Here is a 22,848-nt window from a genome sequence, read left to right on the forward strand (position 1 = left end):
GCCGCTTCATCCCGAAAACCAGTACTTCGTGCTTGATAAACGATCTATCCTGCACAGGTTGTCGATCATCACACATGTGAAGAACGGACTCACCCTGTGAAGCTGCCCCGGATCGCGTCGGTCGTGGCGGCCGCCGCGATAGCCCCGGCCGTCCTGCTCTCCTCCCCCGCCTTCGCGGCTGACACCGGATCGCCGTCCGCACCGTCGGCGCCGAGCGCGCCGACCGCGCCGAGCGCGCCGACCGCGCCCGACAAGGGACCCGCGGAGGAGAAGCCTGCGGAGGGCACCCAGGCCGCGCAGGACCGGGCCAAGATCCAGGCGATCCTGGCCGACCCGGCGAGCGGACCGGGCGTGCGCGCGGCTGCCGAGAAGGCGCTCAAGGGAACGGCCGCGCAGATGCGGCACTTCCTGGAGGTCGTCTGGCAGCAGGAGCAGTACACCGACGACCAGGTGCGGGTCAGCCAGATCCACAACGCCGGCGGCGTCGCCGTGAAGCGTGAGGCCCAGAAGGCGCTCAAGGCGGGAACGCACGCCGCCCTGAAGGAGTTCCTGACGGTCGGGCAGCACAAGGCCCGGTACGAGGACGACCAGGTGGAGCTCTTCCGGATGCTGAACGGCGCGGGCAAGGGCATCCACGACGCCGTCGTGAAGCTGCTGCGCGACGGGACTCCGGAGCAGGTGCGCCAGTTCATCGAGACCGGCCAGCACGACGTCCGCGCGGGCGACGACCGCGTGGAGATCGCGCGCATGCTGAACGGTGCCGGCCCGGGCCTGAAGGCCGCCATCAACGCACTCCTCGACGGGAACCCGTCCAACGCGGTCCTGCGCGAGTTCGTGAAGACCACGCAGCACACGCTGCGCGACGAGGACAACAGCGTCCTGATCTGGTCGATGCTGAACAACGCCGGTCCGGAGCTGAAGAAGGCCGCGATCGCCGCGATCAAGGGCACGCCCGAGGACCGCGCCGCGTTCCTGAAGACCGGCCAGCACGAGGCGCGCGCCAAGGACAAGGCCGCCGAGGACGCGGCGCGCAAGACGGGCAAGGACGGGTCCGCCGGTACGGGGACGGGTACTGGCTCCGGGACGGGGACGGGGACCACGCAGGCCGTGTCCCACACCACCGGCAACACGAACGTGGCCCCGGCGGGCGGATCCACCTCGCTCGCGAACACCGGCGCCGGTTCCGAGAACGTCTGGCTCGCGGGCGGCAGCGCCGCCGCGCTCGCCGCGGGCGCCGGCCTGGTGCTCGCCAACCGCCGTCGCCGCACCTCGTCCGAGGGCTGACCCAGGACCGCGACGGCGACGGGACCGGAACGGAACGGACCCGGAGCCGGAGCCGGACCGCATGTGCGCGAGGGGCGGGCTGCCGGTGGCGGCCCCGCCCCTCGCGCATGCGCGGCTAGGCGCTCTTGAACTCCTGGCGCTGGCGGCCGAGGCCCTCGATCTCCAGCTCCACGACGTCACCGGCCCGCAGGTACGGCTTCGGCTCCGGCTGGCCCATGGCCACGCCGGCCGGCGTACCGGTGACGATGACATCGCCGGGGTACAGGGTCATGAACTGGCTCAGGTACCGGACGACCTCGCCGACCGGGAAGATCTGGTCCGCGGTGTTGCCGTCCTGCTTGAGCTCGCCGTTGACCCACAGCTTCACATCGAGGCCCTGCGGGTCCGGGACCTCGTCGGCCGTGACCAGCCACGGGCCGAGCGGGGTGAAGGTCTCGCAGTTCTTGCCCTTGTCCCAGGTGCCGCCGCGCTCGATCTGGAACTCGCGCTCCGAGACGTCGTTGACCAGCAGGTACCCGCCGACGTGCGCGAGGCCCTCCTCGGCGGACCCCAGGTAGCGGGCGGTGCTGCCGACGACGACGCCGAGCTCGGCCTCCCAGTCGGTCTTCACGCTGCCGCGCGGGATCAGCACGGTGTCGTCCGGGCCGACCACGGTGTCCGCGGCCTTCAGGAACAGGATCGGCTCGGCCGGCGGCTCCGCGCCGATCTCGGCCGCGTGCCCGAAGTAGTTCAGCCCGATGCCCACGATCTTGCCTATGCGGCCGACCGGGGCGCCGATCCGCAGCCCCTCGGCGTCCAGGACCGGAAGCTCGGCCGCTTCCGCCGCGTCCCGTACCCGGGAGAGGACGGAGCCGTCGGCGAGGAGAGCCCCGTCCACATCCGTGATCAGGCCGGACAGGTCACGCACGGTGCCGTCCTGGTCGAGAAGCGCGGGGCGCTCCGACCCGACGGGTCCGACACGCAGCAGCTTCATGGGCATTCTCCCGTGGTCGTGGGTGGTCGGCCCATGGGCGTGCCACGGGCCGGCCGATGGGTTGCGGCCATCGGAGGATTGGTTGATCCTCCAAGATGCCCGACCAATCCGCAAGACCCTGTTCACAGGCTGGAACGCGCCGCTCCGGCAGCCCGGCGCTGGAGCCAGGCGCGCTCCGCCACCGACCACGCGGTGGTCGTCAGCAGGTAGAGCCCGGCGGCCAGCGGCACCACGGCTGCGGTGATCAGCGTCCCGAACGACAGCAGAGGCAGTACGCCGCCCAGCTTGCGCATGACCTGCTGCTGCTCGGCACTCAGCTCGGCCACCGCCCCGGCGCCGGCCTTGGCCTTGGCGTTGCCCCGCCCGGTGAGCGCCGCCGGGGGCGCGGCAGCCGCCGACGCGGCAGCCCGGCGTCCCCGTACCGCGCTCCACGCGGCCACCCCCGCGATCGCCGCGAACAGCCCGAGGAACACCAGCCCCTGCGCGCCGAACAGGCCGCCCTCGCCCAGCGCCTCGGTCCACCGGGCCCCGAGCGGCGCGGCGAACAGCCGGTGCGCCAGCAGCTCGTCCGCCGAGGAGAAGGCCCGGTACATCAGGAAGAACACCGGCAGCTGCAGCAGCACCGGCAGGCACCCCGCCACGGGCGTCGCCCCGCGGAACGCGGCCCGGCTCAGCGGATGCAGGGCGAGCCGTACGAGCACGGTGAACAGCACGATCGCGGCAGCGGTCGCGGACTCGGCCAGTACCGGCTCCAGCAGCCGGCCCAGCTCAACAACAAGATGGGTGAAAACGGACACGCGGGCCCTCCGAAGGGTCTCGTCGAACGTCGAAAGAGATGCGTTTCGGCGTGACGACCCGCGAGGGGCGACAACAGTGTTCAGTCAGCAGAAGGCGTGAGGTACTGCGCGCCCCTACGCGGCCGTCGGGACGAGACGGCCGGGCGCCCTGGGCCGCGACCGGCCCGAAGCGTCGGGATCGCGCTGCGGCAGGAACGCCGTGCGCTGCTCGCGATCACGGATCGCGGTGCGTATTCGGTGCGGCGGCACGGGCCGCACCAGCCGTGCGGCGGCGGCCAGGGCCTCGGCTCCCACGGCGACGGTGACGGCGAGAGCGACAACGACCGCTCCCAGCCCACCCCCCTCGCCGGCGAACAACCCGAGTGCTCCCCCGAGCAGCACCAGCACGGGCAGCAGCAGGGCCGCCGCCCGCGAGGCCCGGGAGACGAACAGGAGGAAGTGCCGAGCCATACGGACCTCCCCCTTCCACTCCCGCGGCACGAACCTCCGTACGAGATCCGCCACTTGCGATCGATACTAACCGGGCCCACTGACAACGGTCCGGGGGCGGGGGTCAGGACCTGAGGGTCCCCCACACCACCAGCCGGTACTTGGAGGTGTACTCGGGCGTGCACGTGGTGAGCGTGATGTACGCGCCGGGCTCGCTGTACCCCTGGCCCGGCTTCACCACGCTGTGCGGCACGGGCGCGATCACCCCGGTGTCGCGCTCGGTCGTCTCGTTCAGGACCTTCCCGACCACGTACACGTAACGCCGCCCCTGCACGTCGACGATCAGCTCGTCCCCCTCCCGCAGCCGGTTGATGTACCGGAAGGGTTCCCCGTGCGTATTGCGGTGCCCGGCCAGCGCGAAGTTCCCCTGCGCCCCGGGCCGTGCGGTCCCGGGGTACTGCCCGGCGTACCCCTTGTCGAGCACGGTCCGCTTGTCGACCCCCTGCGCCACGGGGACGACGAGGCCGAGGCGGGGGATGCGCAGGACGGCGTACGCCTGCTCCCGGGCGGTCCGGGCCGGGCCCGGCGCCGGCCCCGACCCCCGCCCCGGCGCGCCGGCGGCGGGCGAGCGCGCGGGTGACGGCGACACGCCGTGCTCCGCGCCCCCGGAAGAAGCGGACGGCACGACGGACGGAAGGACGTCAGGGGCTTCCTCGACCGGCCCGGAAGGGGAGCCGGCCCACTCGCTCTCCAAGGCCCTGACCTGCTCACGCGCGGCGGCCGCAGCCTGCCGGTTGGTCCACCACACCTGGTGCACCACCAGGAGCGCCACCACCACACCCACCGTGGTGATCACCTCGGCGCACACCCACAGAACCCGCGCGAACACGACCCGCCGCTCCTGCCCGCCGCGCCCCTGAACCACCACACGCATGGGATCCCGCACGGGCGGCACCTTAAGACCTCCCCCGTCAACTGACCAGCGGCAGTACGGTGTGAACCATGCGCCCCGACACGCCTGCCGAGCACATCGCCGAAGCCGAGCGCCTCATCCGCACGGCGACCCGCTACCCCGAGGACCAGGAGCCGCTGCTCCTCCAGGCCGCGGCCCACCTCGAGTTGGCCGACGCACGCGATCGGGCGAGCAGCTTGTACGACCAACTACTCTCCGCTTCTCCCGCCAACCCCCATCTGATCAAGGCCCTCCAGGCGGCGAACCTCTGGGAGTACGGTCACGAGGCCGAAGCCCGCGCCCTCATCAACGGCATCCGCGCCGCCGCGCCCAAGGACCCGGCGCCCTGGGAAGTCATCGCGGAAGCCCTGGAGACCCACGACGAACTGGAAGCCTCGCACGACTGCTTCACCGAGGCGGCGGCCCTCCTCATCGCGGACGACGCACCGCTGACCCCGGCCACCACCGCGCTCCTGACGGGCCGCCACCGCGTACGCCGCCTCCTCGCCCTCCCCCACGACGACTGGGACATGGTCGCCGACACCCGCCACATCGGCCCGATCCCGCTCGACGAACTCCACGATCCCAAGCGCATCTGGGCCCTGGGCTCCGACGACCCGGCCGAACTCCGCGCCGAGATCGCCCGCCTGCGCGCCGAACTGGGCGACCGCCGCGCCGCGCTCTCCCGCCCCTTCCCGGTGGCGATCCTCCACTGGCCCCAGCGCGAACTCGCCGAGCTCCTGACCAGCTACCCCACCCTCGCCGTGGAGTACCCCTCGCACGAGGCCCACCTGGCGCAGGTGGAATCCTCCCTGCGCACCCTCGCCGCCTCGGGCACCACCAACCTCGGCATCGTCACGGGCAGCGTCCCCTCGTACGAGGCCTTCGCCGCTTCGGAGAAGACCTCCCCGGCCTCCCCGTCCCTCTTGGCCGAATACGCCACCACCCTCGCGGCCCGCGGCAAAGCCACCCCCTGGCCCCCCACCCCCACCTCCCCGTGCTGGTGCACCTCGGGCAAGCCGTACGCGGAATGCCACGGGACGCCGCTGCGGTAGCCCGGTCAGCACCGCCGAACACGCTCAGCGCAACACCGCGAATCGCATCCCGGGAAGACCTGACATGGGACTGCCCGAGATCGTCTCCGTGCGTTAGCGTCGTCTGACATCCGCGGATATCGAGGGAAACATCCTCCACTTCCGGATGCATCCATCCCTGCGCTCCAGAGGTTTGCCGCCCACATGCCCTATTCCCCCTCCGGCGACTGGCAGTTCGACATACCCACGCTGGGGAGCAAACAGCTTCCGCCCGCTGCACGCTACGTCGAGTCCCTGGCACACCAGGGGTACGGATTCGAGGCGGCGATAGCCGACCTCGTCGACAACTCGATCGACGCGGGCGCCCGCAATGTCGTCGTCAGTTTCCTGCGCGACCGCGACCGGCTCGTCAGCCTGCTGGTGATCGACGACGGTCATGGGATGGATGACGCCGCTCTCGACGTCGCCATGGTCGTCGGAGGCCGTGAGGGCTACGGCGAAGGGGCGCTGGGGCATTTCGGAGCGGGCCTGAAAGCAGCCTCTCTCTCCCATGCGGACTCGTTGACCGTTATCAGCCGCACGAAGCGCAGTCCTGCCACCGGAAGGCGCTGGCTGACCGCTCAGGCACAGCAGGACTTCAGCTGCGACATCGTGGATCCGCGCTACTGCCAGGACCTGGTCGACCGCTACGACGGCGTCATCGGATGGCACGGCACCATCGTCCGCTGGGATGGCGTCCGCGCCTTCGATACCGTGCTTTCCGGCCAGAGCGACCGGTTCCTGAACGAACAGATCGAGAAGCTGGAGACCCATCTTGGTCTCTACCTGCACCGGTTCCTCGCCCGGGACGGGTTCCACATAGACCTCGTCGTGGAGGACGTCCGCACCAAGGAGGAACTCGACCACCGCGGAGTAGAGCCGATCGACCCCTTCGGCTACCGGATTCCGGGGCGAGCGGGCTACCCGCGGACCTACACGGCTCCCATCGAGGGCGTCGGCGACGTCGCTCTTCAGGCCCATGTGTGGCCGCCCCGGTCCCAGCTCGTTTCCTTCCGGGGCATCGGCCCCCTGGCGGACCGGCAGGGCTTCTACATCTACCGCAACGACCGCCTCGTCCAGGCCGGCGGCTGGAACGGCATCCGCAGTGCGGAGACGCACCACAGCCTGGCCCGGATCTCGCTAGATCTTCCCTCGTCAGCGAACGGCGTGTTCAGCCTGACCGTGAAGAAGGACGGGGTGAGCGTCACCCCGGCATTCGCCCGCGGTATCGAGAAGGCCGCTGACGCGGACGGCCATTCCTTCGCCGCCTACGTGGCAGAAGCGGAAGCGGTCTATCGCGAGGCTGCCCGTCGTTCCACTGAAGTGCAGCGCACGAGTGCCGTTCCGCCAGGAAAGGGCATCGATCCCAAGCTCAAGCGCACCCTCCGGGACGAGCTTCCGCAGATCGAGGGCGAGGACCCGATCACCTTCCGCTGGGAATCACTTCCGCCGGACGTCTTCTTCGACATCGACCGCGAGGATCACGCCGTCCGGCTCAACAAGGAGTTCCGCCCAGCGTTCAGCAACGGCCGGAGAGCCGGGGCGAATGACGCTCCGGCGCTGAAGGGCCTGCTCTACCTGATGCTCGAAAAGAACTTCCGGATGGGCCGGTCAAGCGCCCAGCGCAACGACGAGATGGCCTTGTGGAACAGTGTGCTGCTGTCTGCCGCGCGTTGTGAAATGTCTCGCGGACTGGAGCCGTAGCCCCTGTGACTGACCATCTGCTCAACCTTCACACTGATGTGCTCGCCGCCATGCGCCGCGCCCCGAAGGGCTTCAGCCGGATCGCGGCCGGGCTGTCGGAAACGGACGACGGCCACGACGCCGACCTGGACGTCTTCCGGGCACGCCTCGCCGCGAACGACCCGGGTCTCATCACGGTCTGGAGCCGCTCCCTGGCCCAATGGGACGCCGCACTGACCGCCGACTGGTCCAGCACACCGCCCTGCTCGGACGCCCGGCGGGCCGACGTGTACGCGCTCCTGCGCTTCGATGACGACCTGTCCAAGGCGCTGGACGCCGCGGTTCCCGTCGACAAGGGCCCCCAACCCGTAGTGATCAGCGAGAGCAACCAGGCCTGGTACACCCGGGATAAGGCGCTGGCCCGTGCGTTCTACTGGCCGGCGTACGAGGACCTCCTGCGGGGCAAGGGCTGGAGCGAGACGGCGATCACCAGCCTCTCGGAGGCGGCCCACAACGTCGTCGAGCGGCTGGCGGACCCGGCACGGCCGGAGGCGTACGCGGCCCGGGGCCTGGTCGTCGGCTATGTGCAGTCCGGCAAGACCGCCAACTTCACCGGTGTCATAGCCAAGGCTATGGACGCCGGGTACCGACTGGTCATCGTGCTGGGCGGCACGCTGAACCTGCTGCGCGGCCAGACGCAGCGGCGGCTCGACATGGAACTGATCGGACAGGAGAACATTCTCCGCGGCGCGGATCCTGACGACATCGACGCGTTGATCGGTGTCGACTACCAGGACGACGAGGACTGGCCCGCGAAGTTCGTCTCGCACGGCGGCAGGCCTTCGCATCGCGGAGCGTTCGACATCGAACGCCTCACGACGAAGGACAAGGACTACCAGTCCCTGGAACGGGGCATCCGGGCCCTCGATATCGAGAAGGTGGAGAAGGCTCTCCCCCTCCATGACCCGGCGAACCTGCACCATGCGGCAGCCCGCGTGATGGTGGTCAAGAAGAACAAGTCGGTCCTGACGAAGCTCGTCAACGATCTCAAGAAGATCGGCCCGATCCTCGGCGAGGTGCCGGCACTCATCATCGATGACGAGTCCGACCAGGCGTCCGTCAACACCACGAACCCGGCCGCATGGGAAGAGGGCAAGGCCAACCGGTCCGCCATCAATGGTCTGGTCTGCGAACTTCTGCGCCTGATGCCGCGAGCCCAGTACATCGGCTACACGGCGACCCCTTTCGCCAACGTCTTCGTCGACCCCGACGACTCCGCCGACCTCTTCCCGCGCGACTTCCTGATCTCCCTCCCCCGCCCGGCCGGTTACATGGGAGTGGAGGACTTCCACGACCTGCACTCCGACCTGCCCGCCTCCGAACGGACGGTCACCACCTCGCAGGAAGCCGCTCATGTGCGCGGCATCGGCGAGGGTACCGGTGACCGCCTGCTGGAAGCGATGGACGCGTTCGTGCTGGCCGGGGCGCTGAAGCTCTACCGTGTGGCGAACGGGGTTCCCGAAGGTGCCTTCCGCCACCACACCATGCTGGTGCACGAGTCCGTACGGGTAGCGGACCACGCGGTACTCGCCGACCGCATCAGGGCGCTCTGGGATTCCTCCTACATGAGCACCGAATCTCACCTCCGTCTGGCCGCTCTCTTCGAAGCGGACCACGCGCCGGTGTGCGGCGCCCGTGCTGACGGTCTGCCCGTCCCCGGCTCGTACGAGGAGCTGCGCCCCCACGTCAGCCGCGCCCGGCAGCTCATCGCATCTGGCGGGAGTCCCGTCCTCGTCGTCAATGGCGCGAACGAAAAGGACTATGCGCAGCCCGGACTTGACTTCGACCGCACACCGAACGTGTGGAAGATCCTCGTCGGCGGCACCAAACTCTCCCGCGGTTTCACCGTGGAGGGTCTGACCGTCACCTACTACCGCAGGAAGACCCAGCAGGCCGACACCCTGATGCAGATGGGCCGCTGGTTCGGGTTCCGCGCCGGCTACCGGGATCTCGTCCGCCTCTACATCGGCCGCGAGGAACCCTTCGGGAAGGACAAGACGCTCGACCTGTACGAGGCGTTCGAAGCGATCTGTCAGGACGAGGAGGCATTCCGCTCCGAACTCGCCCAGTACGCGGAGATGATCGACGGCGAGCCCCAGCTGACGCCTCGGAAGGTGCTCCCGCTGGTCTCGCAGCACCTCGGTCTCGTCAAGCCGACAGCACGCAACAAGATGTTCAACGCGGAACTGACGGAGATCCGCTCTCCGGGGCGGCCGATCGAGCCGGCGGCCTATCCCCGGGATGCTGCGGTGATCGAAGCCAATGTAAAGCGCTGGCTGCCGCTCCTCGACGTGTTCGGCCATGCCGCGCAGACTCTGGAGCTGCCGCCGGACGAGACAAGTCCTCTCACCCGGAGGTTCGAGGCCAGGACGTCACTGATCCCGCATGCCAGCCTCGTCGCAGTCCTGCGTCAGCTGGAGTGGGAAGGCGACAACCACTTCGCCCCGCACCTCAACTACCTCTCCAAGCTCGACGGCGAGCTCGCCAAGGTGGACGACTGGCTGCTCGTCGCACCGCAGACGACATCGAACCGGCGGGTGGAAGCGAGTCTGCTGGGCTCCGCGCCGACCTCGCTGGTCCGGCGTAAGCGTCAGCTCGACAAAGCCGCATTCGGCCGTATCTCCGGTATGGAGCACCGCCGATGGGCCGAATCCCTCATCAAGGAAGCGGGCGAGGACGTCAACAGCGCCCGTGCGGGCGTCATGGGAGTAGGGCCTCGCACGGGCATCGTCCTGCTCTATCCGGTGGTCGACACGTCCAACGACTCAGGGCTCCTGTCCGCCGTCACGGACGGCACAGCAGATCCCAAGCAGGTCATCATGGCGTTCACGGTCGTCTCCCCCACCGCAGCCAACGACTCGTCGAATCGCCTGCTCCGCTTCCGGGCGATGCGCTCCGGCAGCGGACCCAGCGAGTGATGATGGCGGCCCGGCCCACGGGCCGGGCCGCCCCTACTCGGCAAGAGAATCCGACCGAACAGGACCCTGCTCATGTTGCCCCTGGACATCTCCGCCGCTACGAACATCCACGCGCAACGCCTCGCGCACGGTGACCCGGAGCTCGCGGCAGTCGAGGCGGAGATCCGGCGTCTGGACCCCACGGGGCAGCGGTTCGCCTCAGTGCTCCGGGACACGATCGACCAGCTCCTGAACGGGGAGGTCACAGGGCGGTTCGACTGGAAGACCCTGTTCAAGACGGAGAAGACGCACGCCGGGACACTCGTCGAGATCAACCTCCAAAGGGCGTTCAAGTTCGACGACGGTGTCGAGATGGACTACCGGATCGCCGGAGTGGACGTCGACTGCAAGTACTCGCAGGCATTCGGCGGCTGGATGATTCCGCCCGAGGCCATGGGGCATCTGTGCCTGCTCGTCTGGGCAGATGACTACACCAGCCGCTGGAGCGCCGGACTGCTGCGCATAGACGAGGCCTGGCTGAACCGCGGCAGCAACCGCGACCTCAAACTGACCGTGAAGGCGGAGCACAGGAACAAGATCCTTTGGCTCTGGCACGAAGCGGAGCTCCCGGAGAACGTCCTGCTGCACCTCACCGCACAGACGAGGGACGCGATCCTCTCGTCGGCTTCCGGGCAACAGCGAGTGAACGAACTCTTCCGCCGGGTGCAGAACCGGCGGATCGGCCGCGGAGTGGTACGGACGGTCGCGACGCAGCGGGACTACATGGCCCGGGTACGTGAGGCGAAAGGCCGGGCACGCACCGTGCTACGTGAAGAGGGCCTGCTGATCCCGGGCCATTTCAGCAGCCACCAGGCCATCGCACGGACCCTGGGCGCCGCGGTGCCCCACCTGGGGGAACTGGTCAGCTTCCGCGTCGCGCAGGCGCGGCCCCATCACGGTGACCGGCCGCGCGTCGAGCTGGACGGCCGGACGTGGGTACTGGCCGAGGCCAGCGATCCGGTGGAAGCGGCCCCTTTCCTGCCCAAGCACACGGACGCCGCCGCACTGTAAGGCCCCGCGCACCGCGTCGTAGATTGAAGGAGTGCCCTCCGGGATTTTCGAGGGCACGGCTGAGCCAGAGCTAGCCCTGGAAGCAGGACGACCGACGATGACCGAAGACTGGGACCGCCCGGAAGGGTCCTGGGCCTCCTCGGCGGCACGCCGCCGGAACATGCAGGCGATCCGGAGCCGGGATACCAAGCCCGAGCAACTGGTGCGCAAGCTGGTGCACGCGCGGGGGCTCCGCTACCGGGTGGCAGCGAAGCCCTTGCCGAAGGTCCGGCGGACGGCGGACATGGTCTTCCGCCCCACGAAGGTGGCGGTCTTCATCGACGGGTGTTACTGGCACGGATGCCCTGAGCACTACGTGCCACCGAAGATCAACCAGGGGTACTGGTCAGAGAAGGTCGCGCGCAACATGGCCCGCGACCGTGACACCGACGCGCGGCTGCTCGAGGCGGGCTGGACCGTGCTGCGCTTCTGGGAGCACGAATCACCCGAGGCGAGCGCTGACCACATCGTCCTCACGGTGGCCAGCATCAGAGGGGCTGGGGATCGAAGCTGACAGGCTCCCGTCCTGCTTCGACAGCCGGGGACCGGCCTCAAGAGCGGCCTTGATCTGCAGACCCACGGCCTTGGCCACGGGGGGCGGAAAGGCATTGCCCACCTGCCGGTAAGCAGCAGTCTTGCGCCCCTGGAAGATCCATCCCTCCCCGCCCTCCTCCTCCGGGCCGAAGCCCTGGACGAGCGCGGCCTGCTTCACCGTGATCATGGGCAGGGTCTTGCCGGGCTCACCGAGGTCACGCGCGGGGTTCTTGGTGTTGCCTTCCTTGTCCGGCTCGTCCGCGACGCCCAGCCCGGACACGCCGAGGTTCTCCCAGGCCCTCTTCGCCCGGGTGGGACCGAGGTCAGCACCGCCGTGCTTCTTGGAACCGCCCACCAGTGTCGGGGCGATGCCGCTGGAGGCCTTCTGGTACCAGTTCTCGAGAGCGGCCCCCTTGAGGCCACGCTCCACCATCGAATCCCGCAGGAGCTCGCCGATCGTCAGCGGCTTCTCCTGGCCAGGCTGCGGCTTGTACCAGCCCTCGACGTCGAAGTGCTCCCAGTACTCGGGCTTCAGCGCGACGAGCAGGCTGCGGGGACGGAGCTGCGACACTCCGAAGTGACTGGCCTGGAGCTCCTGCCAGTCACACTTGTAGCCGAGCAGTTCAAGCTCGGCGACGATCTCCGCACGGTAGTCGTCGAACTTGGACTGCATGAGCCCGCGAACGTTCTCGATCATCACCGCGGAAGGGTCCAACTGCCGCGCCAGTTTGATCATCGTCGGGAACAGGTCACGTTCGTCGTCACGGCCGAGCTGCTTGCCCGCCAGCGAGAAAGGGGGGCAGGGCACGCCTCCGGCGAGGAGATCAATCTGGCCCTTCATCTGAAGGGCCTCTTCACTCTCCACGTAGACGCGGAGGTCCTGCTCCAGCACCTGCCATTCCGGTCTGTTGGCCCGGAGGGTCTCGCACGCGCTGGCGTCCATCTCGATGAGAAGCCGGTGCCCGAAGCCCGCCCGCTCAAGCCCGAGCGCCTGACCGCCCGCACCGGCGCAGATCTCGACCGAGGTGAACTCGTACTCAGTGCTGGTCATGCACCCTCCTCCAGAACTCTCGCGGCGGAAACGCTTTGTACTCCGCCCTCACAGAGGGTGACAGAAGGCACTGACAACACCCTTTCCCACGATCTGACCGCCTGCCAGGAAGGCACCACTGGCCACAGCGAACCAACCTACGATATCCGGCCGGCGGGGCAGCGGTGGAACAAGACGTACCCCTTGCCTCTGTGACCGCGCTCTCCCCGTTCCGTCCGGCCGCATCAGAACGGCAGTGGGAGCTGTTGGCGTCCGCAGGCCAGGGCTGTGGGTGGGGTGGGGCGGGGGGGTGGTGAGGGTCAGGAGGGTGCGGAGGGCCGCTACGACCTCCGTGGGGGTGTCGCGGATCATCGACGGGGTGGCGCTGACCACCAGGACGCCGTGGGACTCCAGGCGGAGGCGGCGGCGGAGGGTGGCGTGCCTGGGGGTACCTCCCAGCGGTAGCTGGGGGAGCGTCGCGGGTGCAGTGGTACTCCGCCGAGTCGATCTCCAGGGCGACGCCCTCGTCGGGCCAGTAGGCGTCCGGGCTGGCCAGGAAGGCGCCCCCGAACCGGCCGGACCGGCCCTCGCAGGCCTGGCGGCTGGCGGTCGTGGCCGTCCTAGCGGCTCGGGTGGTCCGGGGACAGGAAGACGATCACCCCCGTCTGCGTGCCCGGCCGGGCCTCGACCTCGTGCCAGCCGAGGCGGCGGTAGGTGGCCACGGTGTCGGTGGCCAGGCGGGAGGTCAGCAGCCACGCGCGCCGGTCCGGGGCGTCGGCGGTGATCTCCGTGAGCAGGGCCCGGCCGGTGCCGTGGCCGCGCGCGTACGGGCGTACGGCGAGTTCGTCTATCTCCAGGGCCCCGGTCAGGAGCTCCTTCACACGGCCCGCGCCGAGCTGCGCGGCGACCTGGGCGTACGCGCGGTTCCTGGGGAAGGCGGCCGGCGTGATCCAGCCCGTGGCGAAGCCGTCGATGCCGGTCGCGGACTGGGCGATGGCCGTACGGAATCCACGGCGCCTCGCGTCGACCGGGAGGCGGGTGGCGAACTGGCGAATGGTTTCTTCGCCCTCGTTCCAGGGTGGGCCGGAGAAGACGTCGGCGTAGGCGTCGACCAGTTCGTCCGCGAGGTCGAGGACGGCCTGTCCGTAGCAGATCACGATGTCCTGGCTCCTGAAGTCGAGTGGGGAGGCGGGATTTCCCCCTTTGGGTGGGGAGAGTCAATTTATGCGCTTCGGGTTCCTGCGGGCGGACATCGCACGGATCCGGCGAGTGTGCGACAAATCCCCTCCCCACCGTCCGTGTCGGGAAACCCGGCACCCGCGTTGAGCAGCTCGTGGACAGACTGCTTCGGGCGGCCGGCCGGTGCGCGCTCGCCTTCCTTCTCGTCCTGGGCGTCGTGGCGTTGCTGCCGCGCGCGCTGCGGGACGCGGTGCCGGACGCCGTGATCGGCGGAGCCGTGCTGGTGCTGGGGTGGGTGCTGGGCGCCCATCGGATGGCCGGACGGCCGCGTTAGCCTCGTATCCGAACGACGATCGACGAACGACGAACGACAAGAAGAGCGAAGGAGTTCGACATGGCGCGCGTACCGAGTTCCGTGGTGGCCGCCGCCGGGCTGGTCGGCGGATACGCCGTCGCCCGGTGGACCAAGAAGCGGCCCCTGGGCGGTGTCGTCCTCGGCGCCGCCGGGATCACGGCCGGACGGGAGTGGCACCGCCGGGGCGGTGCGCCCGCGGCGGCCGGGCTCGGGGCGCTGTACCTGGCCGGCTTCGCGGGCGCGCACCCGCTGGCCAAGAAGGTCGGCGCATGGCCGGCCGTCCTCGGGGCCGCGGGCGTCGTGGCCGCCGCGTCCTGGGCCGTCGCCGACCGCGGCTGACGGCCCCGCCCCAAGGACCCGGGCCCTACTCCCTACGGGAGCCCTACGCCCCGAAGGCCCGGGACACCGTGTAGATCAGCAGGCCCGCCAGGGCGCCGACCACCGTTCCGTTGATGCGGATGAACTGCAGGTCCCGGCCGATGTGGGCCTCGATCTTGCGGGACGTGTGCTCGGCGTCCCAGCCCGCCACCGTGTCCGTGATCAGCGAGGTGATCTCGGTCCGGTAGTTGGTGACGACGTACACCACCGCGCCCTCGATCCAGCCCTCCACCTTGCCCTGGAGACGGCCGTCCGTGGCCAGCCGCGCCCCCAGGGACATCAGCGAGGACCGGACGCGCAGGCGCAGTTCGCTCTGCTCGTCCTCCGCCGCCGAGATGATCAGCGAGCGGATCGCGGTCCAGGCGGAGGCGATCACGTCCTGGATCTCGCCGCGCGCCAGCAGCTCGGACTTGAGCCGTTCGACCCGGGCCCGGGTGTCCGTGTCCGTTTGGAGATCGGCCGCGAAGTCCGTCAGGAAGCGGTCCACGGCGCCGCGCGCCGGGTGCTGGGGCATGTCCCGCATCTCCGTGACGAACCGCAGCAGCTCCTTGTAGACGCGGTCGCCGATCTTGCGGTCCACGAACCGGGGGGTCCAGCCGGGCGCCCCGCCCTGGACCGCGTCCATCACCGACTCCCCGTGCGTGACGAGCCAATCGTGGGCCTTGGCGCACACCAGGTCGACGGCACGGTGGTGGCCGCCGTCCGCGACGACCCGCTCCAGGGTCTTGCCGATGCCGGGCGCGATCTCGGCCGTCTCGGCACGCCGGGTGATGGCCTCGCCCACGACGGCCTGCACATCGGAGTCGCGCAGTACGGTCAGGGCTCCGCGCAGGGCGGTGGCCAGTTCCGCGGTGACCCGGTCGGCGTGCGCCGGCTCGGCCAGCCAGGTGCCGAGGCGGCCGCCGATGCCGAGGGAGTGGAGGCGGGCCCTGACCACGTCGGAGGAGAGGAAGTTCTCGCCGACGAACTCGCCGAGGGAGACGCCGAGCTGGTCCTTCTTGGTCGGGATGATCGCGGTGTGCGGGATGGGCAGGCCGAGGGGCCGCCGGAAGAGGGCGGTGACGGCGAACCAGTCCGCGAGCGCGCCGACCATGCCGGCTTCGGCGGCCGCCGCGACGTATCCGGCCCAGGCGCCCGCGTCGGCGTCCCGCGCCCACGTGGCCAGTACGTAGACCAGCGAGACCAGGATCAGCAGGCCGGTCGCGGTGGCCTTCATCCGGCGGACACCGCGGCGGCGCTCCTCGTCGGCGGCGCTGAACACGAACGCGCCGCGGGCGGGCGGGGCAGGGGTCGGTGCCGTCGCCGCTCCCCCGCGTGGTGGCGGTGGGGCGGCACCTCCGACTGTGGTGCGGTCGTCCACGTGCTCCTGCCTTCCCCCGGGGGCGCCGGTTTTGTCTGCATAGCATCCGACTACTGGGAGGCGCGAGGAGTTCCCGGCACGCCGTTTCGCTCCCGCGAGGGGGGTAGTGGTCCCGCGGTCGCGGCCACGCCGGGACCGGTACGGCCGCAGGCCGCAGCCGCGGCCCGGGCCGTCGGAGCCAGGCCCCGCCCCGCTCGACCCAGGCCCCGCCCACCCCCCCATGGGACGGACGGGACGGACGGGACGGAGCGCTACAGCTCCTTGCTCAGCTTCGGCCGCTTCGGCGTCTTAGGCGGCTTGACCTTGATCTCCACCCCGCCCCAGAAGGCGAAACCCGTCACGATCACCCGCGGCGCCCCCGGCTGCGCCGGGCCGCTGCCCACGCGCTGGTCGAAGGCGCCCATGACGCCGATGCCCCGTACGTCGACCTCCACGCCCGGCGGCACGGTGATCTGGATGCCGCCCATGACCGCGACGCAGTTGATCACCACCTCGCGCTGCGCGAAGTTCGCCTCGCGCAGGTCCAGCTCACCGCCGCCCCAGAACGCCACCGCGTCGAAGCGGGCGGGCACCGTCCACGGACCCTTGCGCTGGAACCCCGACATGACCGCGACCGCGTTCGTCGACGTCCCCGACCCGCCGATCCGGGCCGGCCAGGACGAACCCGAGGCCGCCACGGGCGTCGGCAGCGGCGCCGCGGCGCCCTCCGTCGGCAGGTCCCGCGTCAGCGGCTCCAGTTCCGCGTACGTACGGGACTTGTACGCCGCCTCCAGCCGCTCCTCGAATTCCTCCATGTCGAGCCGACCCTCGGCGACGGCGTCCCGCAGACGCTCCACCACCCGGTCCCGGTCGGCATCCGACGCCCTCAGCTCCGGCAACGGCTTCTCCGGCCGCTCGTCACTCATGCCGCCCAGACTATGCAGGGATTCCCGGGAGTTGTACGGCTTGACCCCCTGTCCTACCCCCGGGATGACCCTGATTTCCCCCCGCCGCCACGTCCCCCCTCACCCCCGCCCCGCGTACATCCGCGCGATCACGTCCTCGATGTCCGGTTCCCGCACCGACAGGTCCACCAGCGGATACCGCGCCGCCACCTCCGCCACCAGCGGCGCCGCCGAAGCCCCCGCCGGGAACGCCAGCCACTGCCGCGGCCCCTCCACCCTCACCACCCGCGCGCCCGCCAGCTCGATCGGCGCGAGCTCCCGCTCCAGGTCCACCACCAGCGTCCGCTCGCTCTCCCCGGCCGAACCCGCCGCATGCAGCCCGGCCAGCGGCCCGTCGTACATCAGCCGCCCGTGGTCGATCACCATCACCCGCTCGCACAGCTGCTCGATGTCCTGGAGGTCGTGCGTGGTCAGCAGCACCGTCGTGCCGAGCTCCGCGTTCAGCTGCCGCAGGAAGCCCCGTACCTTCGCCTTGCTCACCACGTCCAGGCCGATCGTCGGCTCGTCCAGGTACAGCACGTCCGGATCGTGCAGCAGCGCCGCCGCGATGTCCCCGCGCATCCGCTGCCCCAGCGACAGCTGCCGCACCGGCACGTCGAGCAGCTCGGCCAGGTCCAGCCGGTCCACGCAGCGCTCCATGTTCTCCTCGAACCGCGCCCGCGGGATCCGGTACATCCGCCGCATCAGCCCGTACGAGTCCTTCAGCGGCAGGTCCCACCACAGCGTGGTCCGCTGCCCGAACACCACCCCGATCCGGTGCGCGAGCCGCATCCGCTCCCGCGCCGGGTCGATGCCCGCCACCCGCAGCCGGCCGCCGCTCGGCGTCAGGATCCCGGTCAGCATCTTGATCGTGGTCGACTTCCCGGCACCGTTGGGCCCGATGTAGCCGACCATCTCGCCCCGCGCCACCTCGAAGCTGATCCCGTCCACCGCCCTGACCTGGCGTTTCTCCCGGCGCATCAGCCCCACCCGGCGCCGTACGTCGAAGACCTTCTCGACCCCGTCCAGCGAGATCAGCGCATCCACCACCACTAGCTCCCCGTGCTTCGGTACGAACGGACACCCGCGCGCCACGCCAGCGACGCGGGCAGGAACACGGCGAAGGCCACCAGCGGGCTCAGGTACGCGGCCCACCCCGGCAGCCCCAGCGGATCGGGCCGCCCGAGCACGTACAGCGCGGGCAGCCAGTTGACGAAGGCCAGCGGCACGATGAAGGTCACCCCGCGCAGCAGGTCCTTCGCGAAGACGGTCGGCGGGTACTGCAACATCGCGCAGCCGCCGTAGGTGAACGAGTTCTGCACCTCCGCCGCGTCCCCCGCCAGGAACTGGAACGCCGCCCCGGCCACCATCACCGCACCGAAGATGCCCGCCCCGGCCAGCACCATCACAGGCACCAGCAGCACCTTGCCGGCCGTCCACTCCACTTGCGGACCCAGCGCCCAGACCGCCCAGGCCAGCACCCCCACCCCCTGCCCGACGCGCCCCAGCCGGCGCAGCGCGAACCGGTCCGCCGCGACCTGCGCCAGCACCGGCACGGGGCGCACCAGCATGGTGTCGAGCGAGCCGTCACGGATCCGGACACCGATCCGGTCCGTGTTGCCCAGCAGCAGGTCCGCCAGGCCCAGGGAGGCCGAGCAGGATCCGTAGAGCAGGGCGATCTCGGGGAGGGTGAAACCGCCGAGCTCGTCGACGTGGGAGAACATGATGCAGACCGCGACGAAGTCGAGGAGGGTGATCGCCGCGTTGCCGACGACCGACAGGGCGAAGGACGTCCGGTACGTCATCGTCGACCGGATCCACATCGCCACGATCAGCCCGTAGCCGCGCAGCCCCTCCCGCGCCCGACCGCGCCGGGGCACCTCGACGGCCGCGAACTCCCGCTCCAGTACCGCCTCAGCCACCCTGGACCACCACCTTCCGCGTCGCGGCCGACTGCAACAGCCGCCCCGCGCCCAGCAGCACGAACGCCCACACCGCCTGAAACCCCAGCGCACCCGCCGCGCTCCCGGCCCCCGCGTGCCTGCCCAGCAGCACGTCCATCGGGACCTGGAGCATCGCCGCCCACGGCAGCGCCTGCACGAACTCGCCGAAACCGCCCGGGAATACGGTCAGCGGCAACAGCATCCCGGAGAAGAAGATCGTGACGACGGTCGCCATCATGTTGATCCCCGACCCGTCCATCAGCCAGAACGCCGCCAGCCCCAACAGGTAGCGCACCGCGAAGCTCACCGTCAGCGCGAGCAGGACGGAGACCAGGAACAGCAGCCAGCGCAGCGGATCGGCGGGCAGCGCCAGCCGGAACGCCAGCGCCCCGACCACCAGCGGAACCACCCCGCGCCCCGCCAACTGGAAGGCCGCCCGCCCCAAGTCGGCCGCGAGCCACCACATCTGCAGGTCCGCCGGCCGGTACAGGTCGACGGCGATGTCGCCCGTACGGACACGCTCCTGGAGCTCCTCCTGGAAGCCGCCCCCGATCAGCGCCCCTGCGGCGAGCAGTGACTGACTCACCCATACGAAGGTCAGGGCCTGTGCCTGGTCGTAGCCGCCGAGTCCGGGCCGCTCGTCCCACAGCGCGATGTACGTGTACGCGACGATGAACCCGAACACGGTGTTGGTGAACACACCGGCCGCCGTCGCCGTCCCGTAGGTGGCGTACCGGCGGAATCCGCCTGCGGCGACGGCCAAGTAGAGCCGCACTCTCCGACGCACCGTATCCCTCCGTTTCCCACGTCGTTCCTACGTCGGCCAAAGCGCGCGAGCTTAGTGCGGAGGGGCGAGCCACGCGACCGATTTACCCCCGTCCGGCGCGTAATCACCGGCCATCGGGTAGACACCATGAGGTACAGAAGTGGATATTTCGCACAGCGTCGAGGAGTTCTGGAGATGAGCGACCAGTCACCGCCCCCGGGCTGGACCCCTCGCGATCCGGACACTCCGCCGGAGGGACCCCCGACGCAGCCGCAGACACCCGGCACAGGGCAGAGGCCCGGCACGGCACGGGAGCCCGGAAAGCAGGCCCGCAGCAAGCGGACCGGCTGGCGACGCGCCCTCCCCACCTGGCGCATGCTGCTGGGCGGCTTCCTGCTCCTCGCCCTGCTGCTCATCGGCGCCCTCGTCGCCGGCTACCTGCTCGTGGACATCCCGCCCGCCAACTCCGCCGCCACCGCGCAGTCCAACGTCTACCTCTACTCCGACGGTTCGCAGCTCGCCAGCGACGGCGAGGTCAACCGCGTCAACGTCCCGCTCTCACAGATCCCCCGGACCGTGCAGGAGGCCGTACTGGCTGCCGAGGACCGGGACTTCTACTCCGAACGGGCCGTGGATCCCAAGGCGATGGTCCGCGCCGCCTGGAACACCGCGACCGGCAAGGGCACCCAGTCCGGTTCGACCATCACCCAGCAGTACGTCAAGAACTACTACCTGGGCCAGGAACAGACGATCAAACGGAAGGTCAAGGAGTTCTTCATCGCGATCAAACTCGGTCGCGAGAAGTCGAAGGACTACATCCTGGAGGGGTATCTGAACACCAGTTACTTCGGCCGCAACGCCTACGGCATCCAGGCCGCCGCCCAGGCCTACTACGGCAAGGACGCCGCCAACCTCACCACCGCCGAGGGCGCCTACCTCGCCACCCTCCTCAACTCCCCCAGCGCCTTCGACGTCGTCTCCCACCCCCAGAGCCGCCCCCGCGCCCTCGCCCGCTGGAACTACGTACTCGACGGCATGGTCAAGAAGAACTGGCTGCCCGCCGCCGATCGCGCGACGACACGGTTCCCCGAGCCGGGCAAGGTCCGCGCCGCCGCCGGACTGTCCGGGCAGCGCGGATACCTGGTGGAAGCCATCAAGGACTACATCGTCGATCACAAGATCCTCGACGACAAAACCCTCGCCGAGGGCGGCTACCGCATCACCACCACCATCGACAGACGCCGCCAGAACGCCTTCACCGAAGCCGTCGACGCCCAGATGGTCCGCGAACTCGACCCGGAGAAGCGCAAGGCGGACCGGGTGGTGCGGGCCGGCGGAGTGTCCATCGACCCGGCCACCGGCAAGGTCGTCGCCATGTACGGCGGCATCGACTACACCAAGCAGTTCGTCAACAACGCGACCCGGCACGACTACCAGGTCGCCTCCACCTTCAAGCCGTTCGTCTTCGCGGCCGCCGTCGAGAACGACTCCCGCACCCAGGACGGCCGCCGGATCACCCCGAACACGATCTACAACGGCGACAACAAACACCCGGTCGTCGGCGGCCGCATCCGCTTCGCCCCCGAGAACGAGGGCCAGGTGTCGTACGGGAACATCACCGTCAACACCGCGACCGACCTCTCCGTCAACGCCGTCTACGCGCAGATGGCGGTCGACGTCGGCACCGCGAAGGTCAAGGACACGGCCATCGCCCTCGGCATCCCCGCGGACACCCCGAACTTCCCGCCCGTCCCCGCCATGGCCCTCGGCACCCTGCAGGCCAGCGTCCTGGACATGACCCAGGCGTACGCGACCCTCGCGGACCACGGCCGCCGCACCCCGTACACCTTCCTGGAGAAGATCACCAAGGGCGGCGACACGATCGGCCTGCCCGAGCGCACGCCCACCCAGGCCGTCAGCCGCGAGACCGCCGACACCACCACGTCCATGCTCGTCAGCGTCGTCGACAACGGCACCGGTACGGCCGCGCTCGCCGCCGGCCGCCCGGCCGCGGGCAAGACCGGGACCGGCGAACTGGACCGCTCGGCCTGGTTCGCCGCGTACACCCCGGACCTGGTCACGGTGGTCTCGATGATGGGCCAGGACCCGGACACCGGCGCCTTGGAGTCCCTGTACAACGCCCTCGGGGAGCCCCGTATCGGCGGTGGCGGCTACCCGGCCCGGATCTGGGCCGCGTACACCAAGACCGCCCTGGAGGGCAGCGACCCCGCCGACTTCGACCTGGAACTCCAGCCGGGCGCGGCCCAGCCGCCGCCCTCGCCGCCGGCCCAGACGGGCCGGCCCGAGGAGACCCCGGACGAGGACACGCCGCCCCCTCCCGAACGGCCGACCCGGCCGGGCCGGCCCACCGAGCCGAACGGCGGGCGGGACAACGGGGGCCGGGACAACGGCGGTCAGAACCAAGGCGGTCAGAACCAGGGGGGCCAGGACAACGGCGGCCAGGACAACGGCGGCCGGACACAGGGCGGGCAGACGCAGGGCGGGCAGACACAGGGCGGGCAGACCAACGGCGGCGCCACCCAGGGCGACCAGGGCGGCACCACCGCGGGCACGATGGGCACCACGGGCAGGACGGGCGGGCAGGGCGCCGACCGCGGCGCGGGCGATGGCACGCGCCCGCCCTCAGCATTCCTCGAATGATCCGAGGGGGCGGCGGGTGGTCTCCGGTCCGGTCAGTGACCGGAGGTCACCTTCAGCCCCACCACGGCCACCAGCAGCAGGCAGATGAAGAAGATCCGGGCCGCGGTGACGGGCTCACCCAGCACCGCCATACCGAGCACGGCCGCACCGGCGGCGCCGATGCCCACCCACACCCCGTACGCCGTACCGATGGGCAGGGACTTCGCGGCGATCGAGAGCAGCACCATGCTGGCGACGATCCCGGCACCCGTGAACACACTGGGCCACAGCCGGGTGAAACCTTCGGTGAACTTCATTCCGATCGACCAGCCGACTTCGATCAGACCGGCGACGATCAGCAGGACCCAGGCCATGACGGCACCTCCGAGACATCGGGCGATACGGGTGCGTCGTCTTGTCGTACCCGGTACGGCGCGTCTCGTCGGGGTCCCTCAACCGTAGCAAAGAGAGGCGAAAAGGGC

The 22,848-nt window shown here is 70.1% G+C and carries 21 protein-coding genes and 1 riboswitch; of the genes, 9 read left to right on the forward strand and 12 right to left on the reverse strand.

Annotated elements, in window-relative coordinates; translation table 11 throughout:
* Positions 1 to 96: 96 nt before the first annotated feature.
* Positions 97 to 1,284: an ALF repeat-containing protein gene (locus OG737_RS10230; RefSeq protein WP_328925893.1), complete on the forward strand. Its 1,188-nt coding sequence runs from the start codon at positions 97 to 99 to the stop codon at positions 1,282 to 1,284.
* Positions 1,285 to 1,399: 115 nt separating this feature from the next.
* On the opposite strand, the gene OG737_RS10235 is transcribed toward OG737_RS10230, so the two are convergent.
* The 4 genes from OG737_RS10235 to OG737_RS10250 all read right to left on the reverse strand — a co-directional run bounded on the left by OG737_RS10235 (position 1,400) and on the right by OG737_RS10250 (position 4,372).
* Complete coding sequence (locus OG737_RS10235; RefSeq protein WP_328925894.1) at positions 1,400 to 2,257, reverse strand: fumarylacetoacetate hydrolase family protein; 858 nt, start codon at positions 2,255 to 2,257, stop codon at positions 1,400 to 1,402.
* Between the two features lie 122 nt (positions 2,258 to 2,379).
* On the reverse strand, positions 2,380 to 3,054 hold the full coding sequence (locus tag OG737_RS10240) for a YidC/Oxa1 family membrane protein insertase (protein WP_328925895.1): 675 nt from the start codon (positions 3,052 to 3,054) through the stop codon (positions 2,380 to 2,382).
* A 114-nt stretch (positions 3,055 to 3,168) separates the two neighbouring features.
* Positions 3,169 to 3,504, reverse strand: a complete 336-nt coding sequence (locus tag OG737_RS10245) for a DUF6412 domain-containing protein (protein WP_328925896.1) — start codon at positions 3,502 to 3,504, stop codon at positions 3,169 to 3,171.
* 103 nt (positions 3,505 to 3,607) lie between these two features.
* Entirely contained in the window at positions 3,608 to 4,372 is a 765-nt protein-coding gene (locus OG737_RS10250) for a class E sortase (protein WP_405921442.1), read from the reverse strand.
* A gap of 113 nt (positions 4,373 to 4,485) precedes the next feature.
* Here OG737_RS10250 and OG737_RS10255 point away from each other — a divergent pair, with 113 nt between their 5' ends.
* The 5 genes from OG737_RS10255 (at position 4,486) to OG737_RS10275 (ending at position 11,772) form a co-directional block, all read left to right on the forward strand.
* Complete coding sequence (locus OG737_RS10255; protein ID WP_328925898.1) at positions 4,486 to 5,490, forward strand: SEC-C metal-binding domain-containing protein; 1,005 nt, start codon at positions 4,486 to 4,488, stop codon at positions 5,488 to 5,490.
* Between the two features lie 183 nt (positions 5,491 to 5,673).
* Positions 5,674 to 7,212 carry an ATP-binding protein gene (locus tag OG737_RS10260; protein WP_405921443.1) on the forward strand — a complete coding sequence of 513 codons (1,539 nt, stop codon included), beginning with the start codon at positions 5,674 to 5,676 and terminating at the stop codon, positions 7,210 to 7,212.
* Positions 7,213 to 7,217: 5 nt separating this feature from the next.
* Positions 7,218 to 10,169, forward strand: coding sequence for a Z1 domain-containing protein (locus tag OG737_RS10265; protein ID WP_405921444.1), 2,952 nt, complete (start codon positions 7,218 to 7,220; stop codon positions 10,167 to 10,169).
* Between the two features lie 72 nt (positions 10,170 to 10,241).
* The gene (locus OG737_RS10270) at positions 10,242 to 11,219 is read left to right on the forward strand and encodes a NaeI family type II restriction endonuclease (RefSeq protein ID WP_328925901.1); all 978 of its coding nucleotides are present in this window, start codon (positions 10,242 to 10,244) and stop codon (positions 11,217 to 11,219) included.
* A 97-nt stretch (positions 11,220 to 11,316) separates the two neighbouring features.
* The gene (locus tag OG737_RS10275) at positions 11,317 to 11,772 is read left to right on the forward strand and encodes a very short patch repair endonuclease (RefSeq protein WP_328925902.1); all 456 of its coding nucleotides are present in this window, start codon (positions 11,317 to 11,319) and stop codon (positions 11,770 to 11,772) included.
* On the opposite strand, the gene OG737_RS10280 is transcribed toward OG737_RS10275, so the two are convergent.
* On the reverse strand, positions 11,701 to 12,843 hold the full coding sequence (locus tag OG737_RS10280) for a DNA (cytosine-5-)-methyltransferase (protein WP_328925903.1): 1,143 nt from the start codon (positions 12,841 to 12,843) through the stop codon (positions 11,701 to 11,703). The genes OG737_RS10275 and OG737_RS10280 overlap by 72 nt on opposite strands.
* Positions 12,844 to 13,442: 599 nt before the next feature.
* Positions 13,443 to 13,979 (reverse strand): GNAT family N-acetyltransferase, encoded by a 537-nt coding sequence (locus OG737_RS10285; protein WP_328925904.1) that lies wholly within the window; start codon positions 13,977 to 13,979, stop codon positions 13,443 to 13,445.
* 176 nt (positions 13,980 to 14,155) lie between these two features.
* Here OG737_RS10285 and OG737_RS10290 point away from each other — a divergent pair, with 176 nt between their 5' ends.
* Complete coding sequence (locus tag OG737_RS10290; protein WP_328925905.1) at positions 14,156 to 14,335, forward strand: hypothetical protein; 180 nt, start codon at positions 14,156 to 14,158, stop codon at positions 14,333 to 14,335.
* A gap of 60 nt (positions 14,336 to 14,395) precedes the next feature.
* The gene (locus OG737_RS10295) at positions 14,396 to 14,695 is read left to right on the forward strand and encodes a hypothetical protein (RefSeq protein ID WP_405921445.1); all 300 of its coding nucleotides are present in this window, start codon (positions 14,396 to 14,398) and stop codon (positions 14,693 to 14,695) included.
* A 43-nt stretch (positions 14,696 to 14,738) separates the two neighbouring features.
* Here OG737_RS10295 and OG737_RS10300 read toward each other — a convergent pair whose 3' ends face one another.
* The 5 genes from OG737_RS10300 to OG737_RS10320 all read right to left on the reverse strand — a co-directional run bounded on the left by OG737_RS10300 (position 14,739) and on the right by OG737_RS10320 (position 19,735).
* The gene (locus tag OG737_RS10300) at positions 14,739 to 16,316 is read right to left on the reverse strand and encodes a DUF445 domain-containing protein (RefSeq protein ID WP_405921446.1); all 1,578 of its coding nucleotides are present in this window, start codon (positions 16,314 to 16,316) and stop codon (positions 14,739 to 14,741) included.
* Positions 16,317 to 16,345: 29 nt separating this feature from the next.
* Positions 16,346 to 16,999: a DUF1707 domain-containing protein gene (locus OG737_RS10305; RefSeq protein ID WP_405679895.1), complete on the reverse strand. Its 654-nt coding sequence runs from the start codon at positions 16,997 to 16,999 to the stop codon at positions 16,346 to 16,348.
* Between the two features lie 99 nt (positions 17,000 to 17,098).
* Positions 17,099 to 18,067 (reverse strand): ATP-binding cassette domain-containing protein, encoded by a 969-nt coding sequence (locus tag OG737_RS10310; protein ID WP_405679894.1) that lies wholly within the window; start codon positions 18,065 to 18,067, stop codon positions 17,099 to 17,101.
* A gap of 2 nt (positions 18,068 to 18,069) precedes the next feature.
* Positions 18,070 to 18,939: an ABC transporter permease gene (locus OG737_RS10315; protein ID WP_405679893.1), complete on the reverse strand. Its 870-nt coding sequence runs from the start codon at positions 18,937 to 18,939 to the stop codon at positions 18,070 to 18,072.
* Positions 18,932 to 19,735, reverse strand: a complete 804-nt coding sequence (locus OG737_RS10320; protein ID WP_405921447.1) for an ABC transporter permease — start codon at positions 19,733 to 19,735, stop codon at positions 18,932 to 18,934. The genes OG737_RS10315 and OG737_RS10320 overlap by 8 nt, the downstream gene beginning before the upstream one ends.
* A gap of 186 nt (positions 19,736 to 19,921) precedes the next feature.
* Here OG737_RS10320 and OG737_RS10325 point away from each other — a divergent pair, with 186 nt between their 5' ends.
* On the forward strand, positions 19,922 to 22,387 hold the full coding sequence (locus OG737_RS10325; RefSeq protein ID WP_328925909.1) for a transglycosylase domain-containing protein: 2,466 nt from the start codon (positions 19,922 to 19,924) through the stop codon (positions 22,385 to 22,387).
* Positions 22,388 to 22,419: 32 nt separating this feature from the next.
* Here OG737_RS10325 and OG737_RS10330 read toward each other — a convergent pair whose 3' ends face one another.
* Positions 22,420 to 22,740, reverse strand: a complete 321-nt coding sequence (locus tag OG737_RS10330) for a multidrug efflux SMR transporter (RefSeq protein WP_328925910.1) — start codon at positions 22,738 to 22,740, stop codon at positions 22,420 to 22,422.
* A gap of 30 nt (positions 22,741 to 22,770) precedes the next feature.
* A riboswitch (guanidine-III (ykkC-III) riboswitch) is annotated at positions 22,771 to 22,842 on the reverse strand.
* Between the last annotated feature and the right edge of the window lie 6 nt (positions 22,843 to 22,848).

Source organism: Streptomyces sp. NBC_00122, from assembly GCF_045160845.1.
In the GTDB taxonomy this organism is placed as follows: Bacteria; Actinomycetota; Actinomycetes; order Streptomycetales; family Streptomycetaceae; genus Streptomyces.

Bases quoted from the DNA above. Each gene is read 5' to 3' on its own strand.
- OG737_RS10235 (WP_328925894.1), bottom strand. From the start codon at position 2,257: ATGAAGCTGCTGCGTGTCGGACCCGTCGGGTCGGAGCGCCCCGCGCTT.
- OG737_RS10245 (WP_328925896.1), bottom strand. From the start codon at position 3,504: ATGGCTCGGCACTTCCTCCTGTTCGTCTCCCGGGCCTCGCGGGCGGCG.
- OG737_RS10255 (WP_328925898.1), top strand. From the start codon at position 4,486: ATGCGCCCCGACACGCCTGCCGAGCACATCGCCGAAGCCGAGCGCCTC.
- OG737_RS10260 (WP_405921443.1), top strand. From the start codon at position 5,674: ATGCCCTATTCCCCCTCCGGCGACTGGCAGTTCGACATACCCACGCTG.
- OG737_RS10270 (WP_328925901.1), top strand. From the start codon at position 10,242: ATGTTGCCCCTGGACATCTCCGCCGCTACGAACATCCACGCGCAACGC.
- OG737_RS10275 (WP_328925902.1), top strand. From the start codon at position 11,317: ATGACCGAAGACTGGGACCGCCCGGAAGGGTCCTGGGCCTCCTCGGCG.
- OG737_RS10280 (WP_328925903.1), bottom strand. From the start codon at position 12,843: ATGACCAGCACTGAGTACGAGTTCACCTCGGTCGAGATCTGCGCCGGT.
- OG737_RS10295 (WP_405921445.1), top strand. From the start codon at position 14,396: ATGGCGCGCGTACCGAGTTCCGTGGTGGCCGCCGCCGGGCTGGTCGGC.
- OG737_RS10300 (WP_405921446.1), bottom strand. From the start codon at position 16,316: ATGGGGGGGTGGGCGGGGCCTGGGTCGAGCGGGGCGGGGCCTGGCTCC.
- OG737_RS10305 (WP_405679895.1), bottom strand. From the start codon at position 16,999: ATGAGTGACGAGCGGCCGGAGAAGCCGTTGCCGGAGCTGAGGGCGTCG.
- OG737_RS10325 (WP_328925909.1), top strand. From the start codon at position 19,922: ATGAGCGACCAGTCACCGCCCCCGGGCTGGACCCCTCGCGATCCGGAC.
- OG737_RS10330 (WP_328925910.1), bottom strand. From the start codon at position 22,740: ATGGCCTGGGTCCTGCTGATCGTCGCCGGTCTGATCGAAGTCGGCTGG.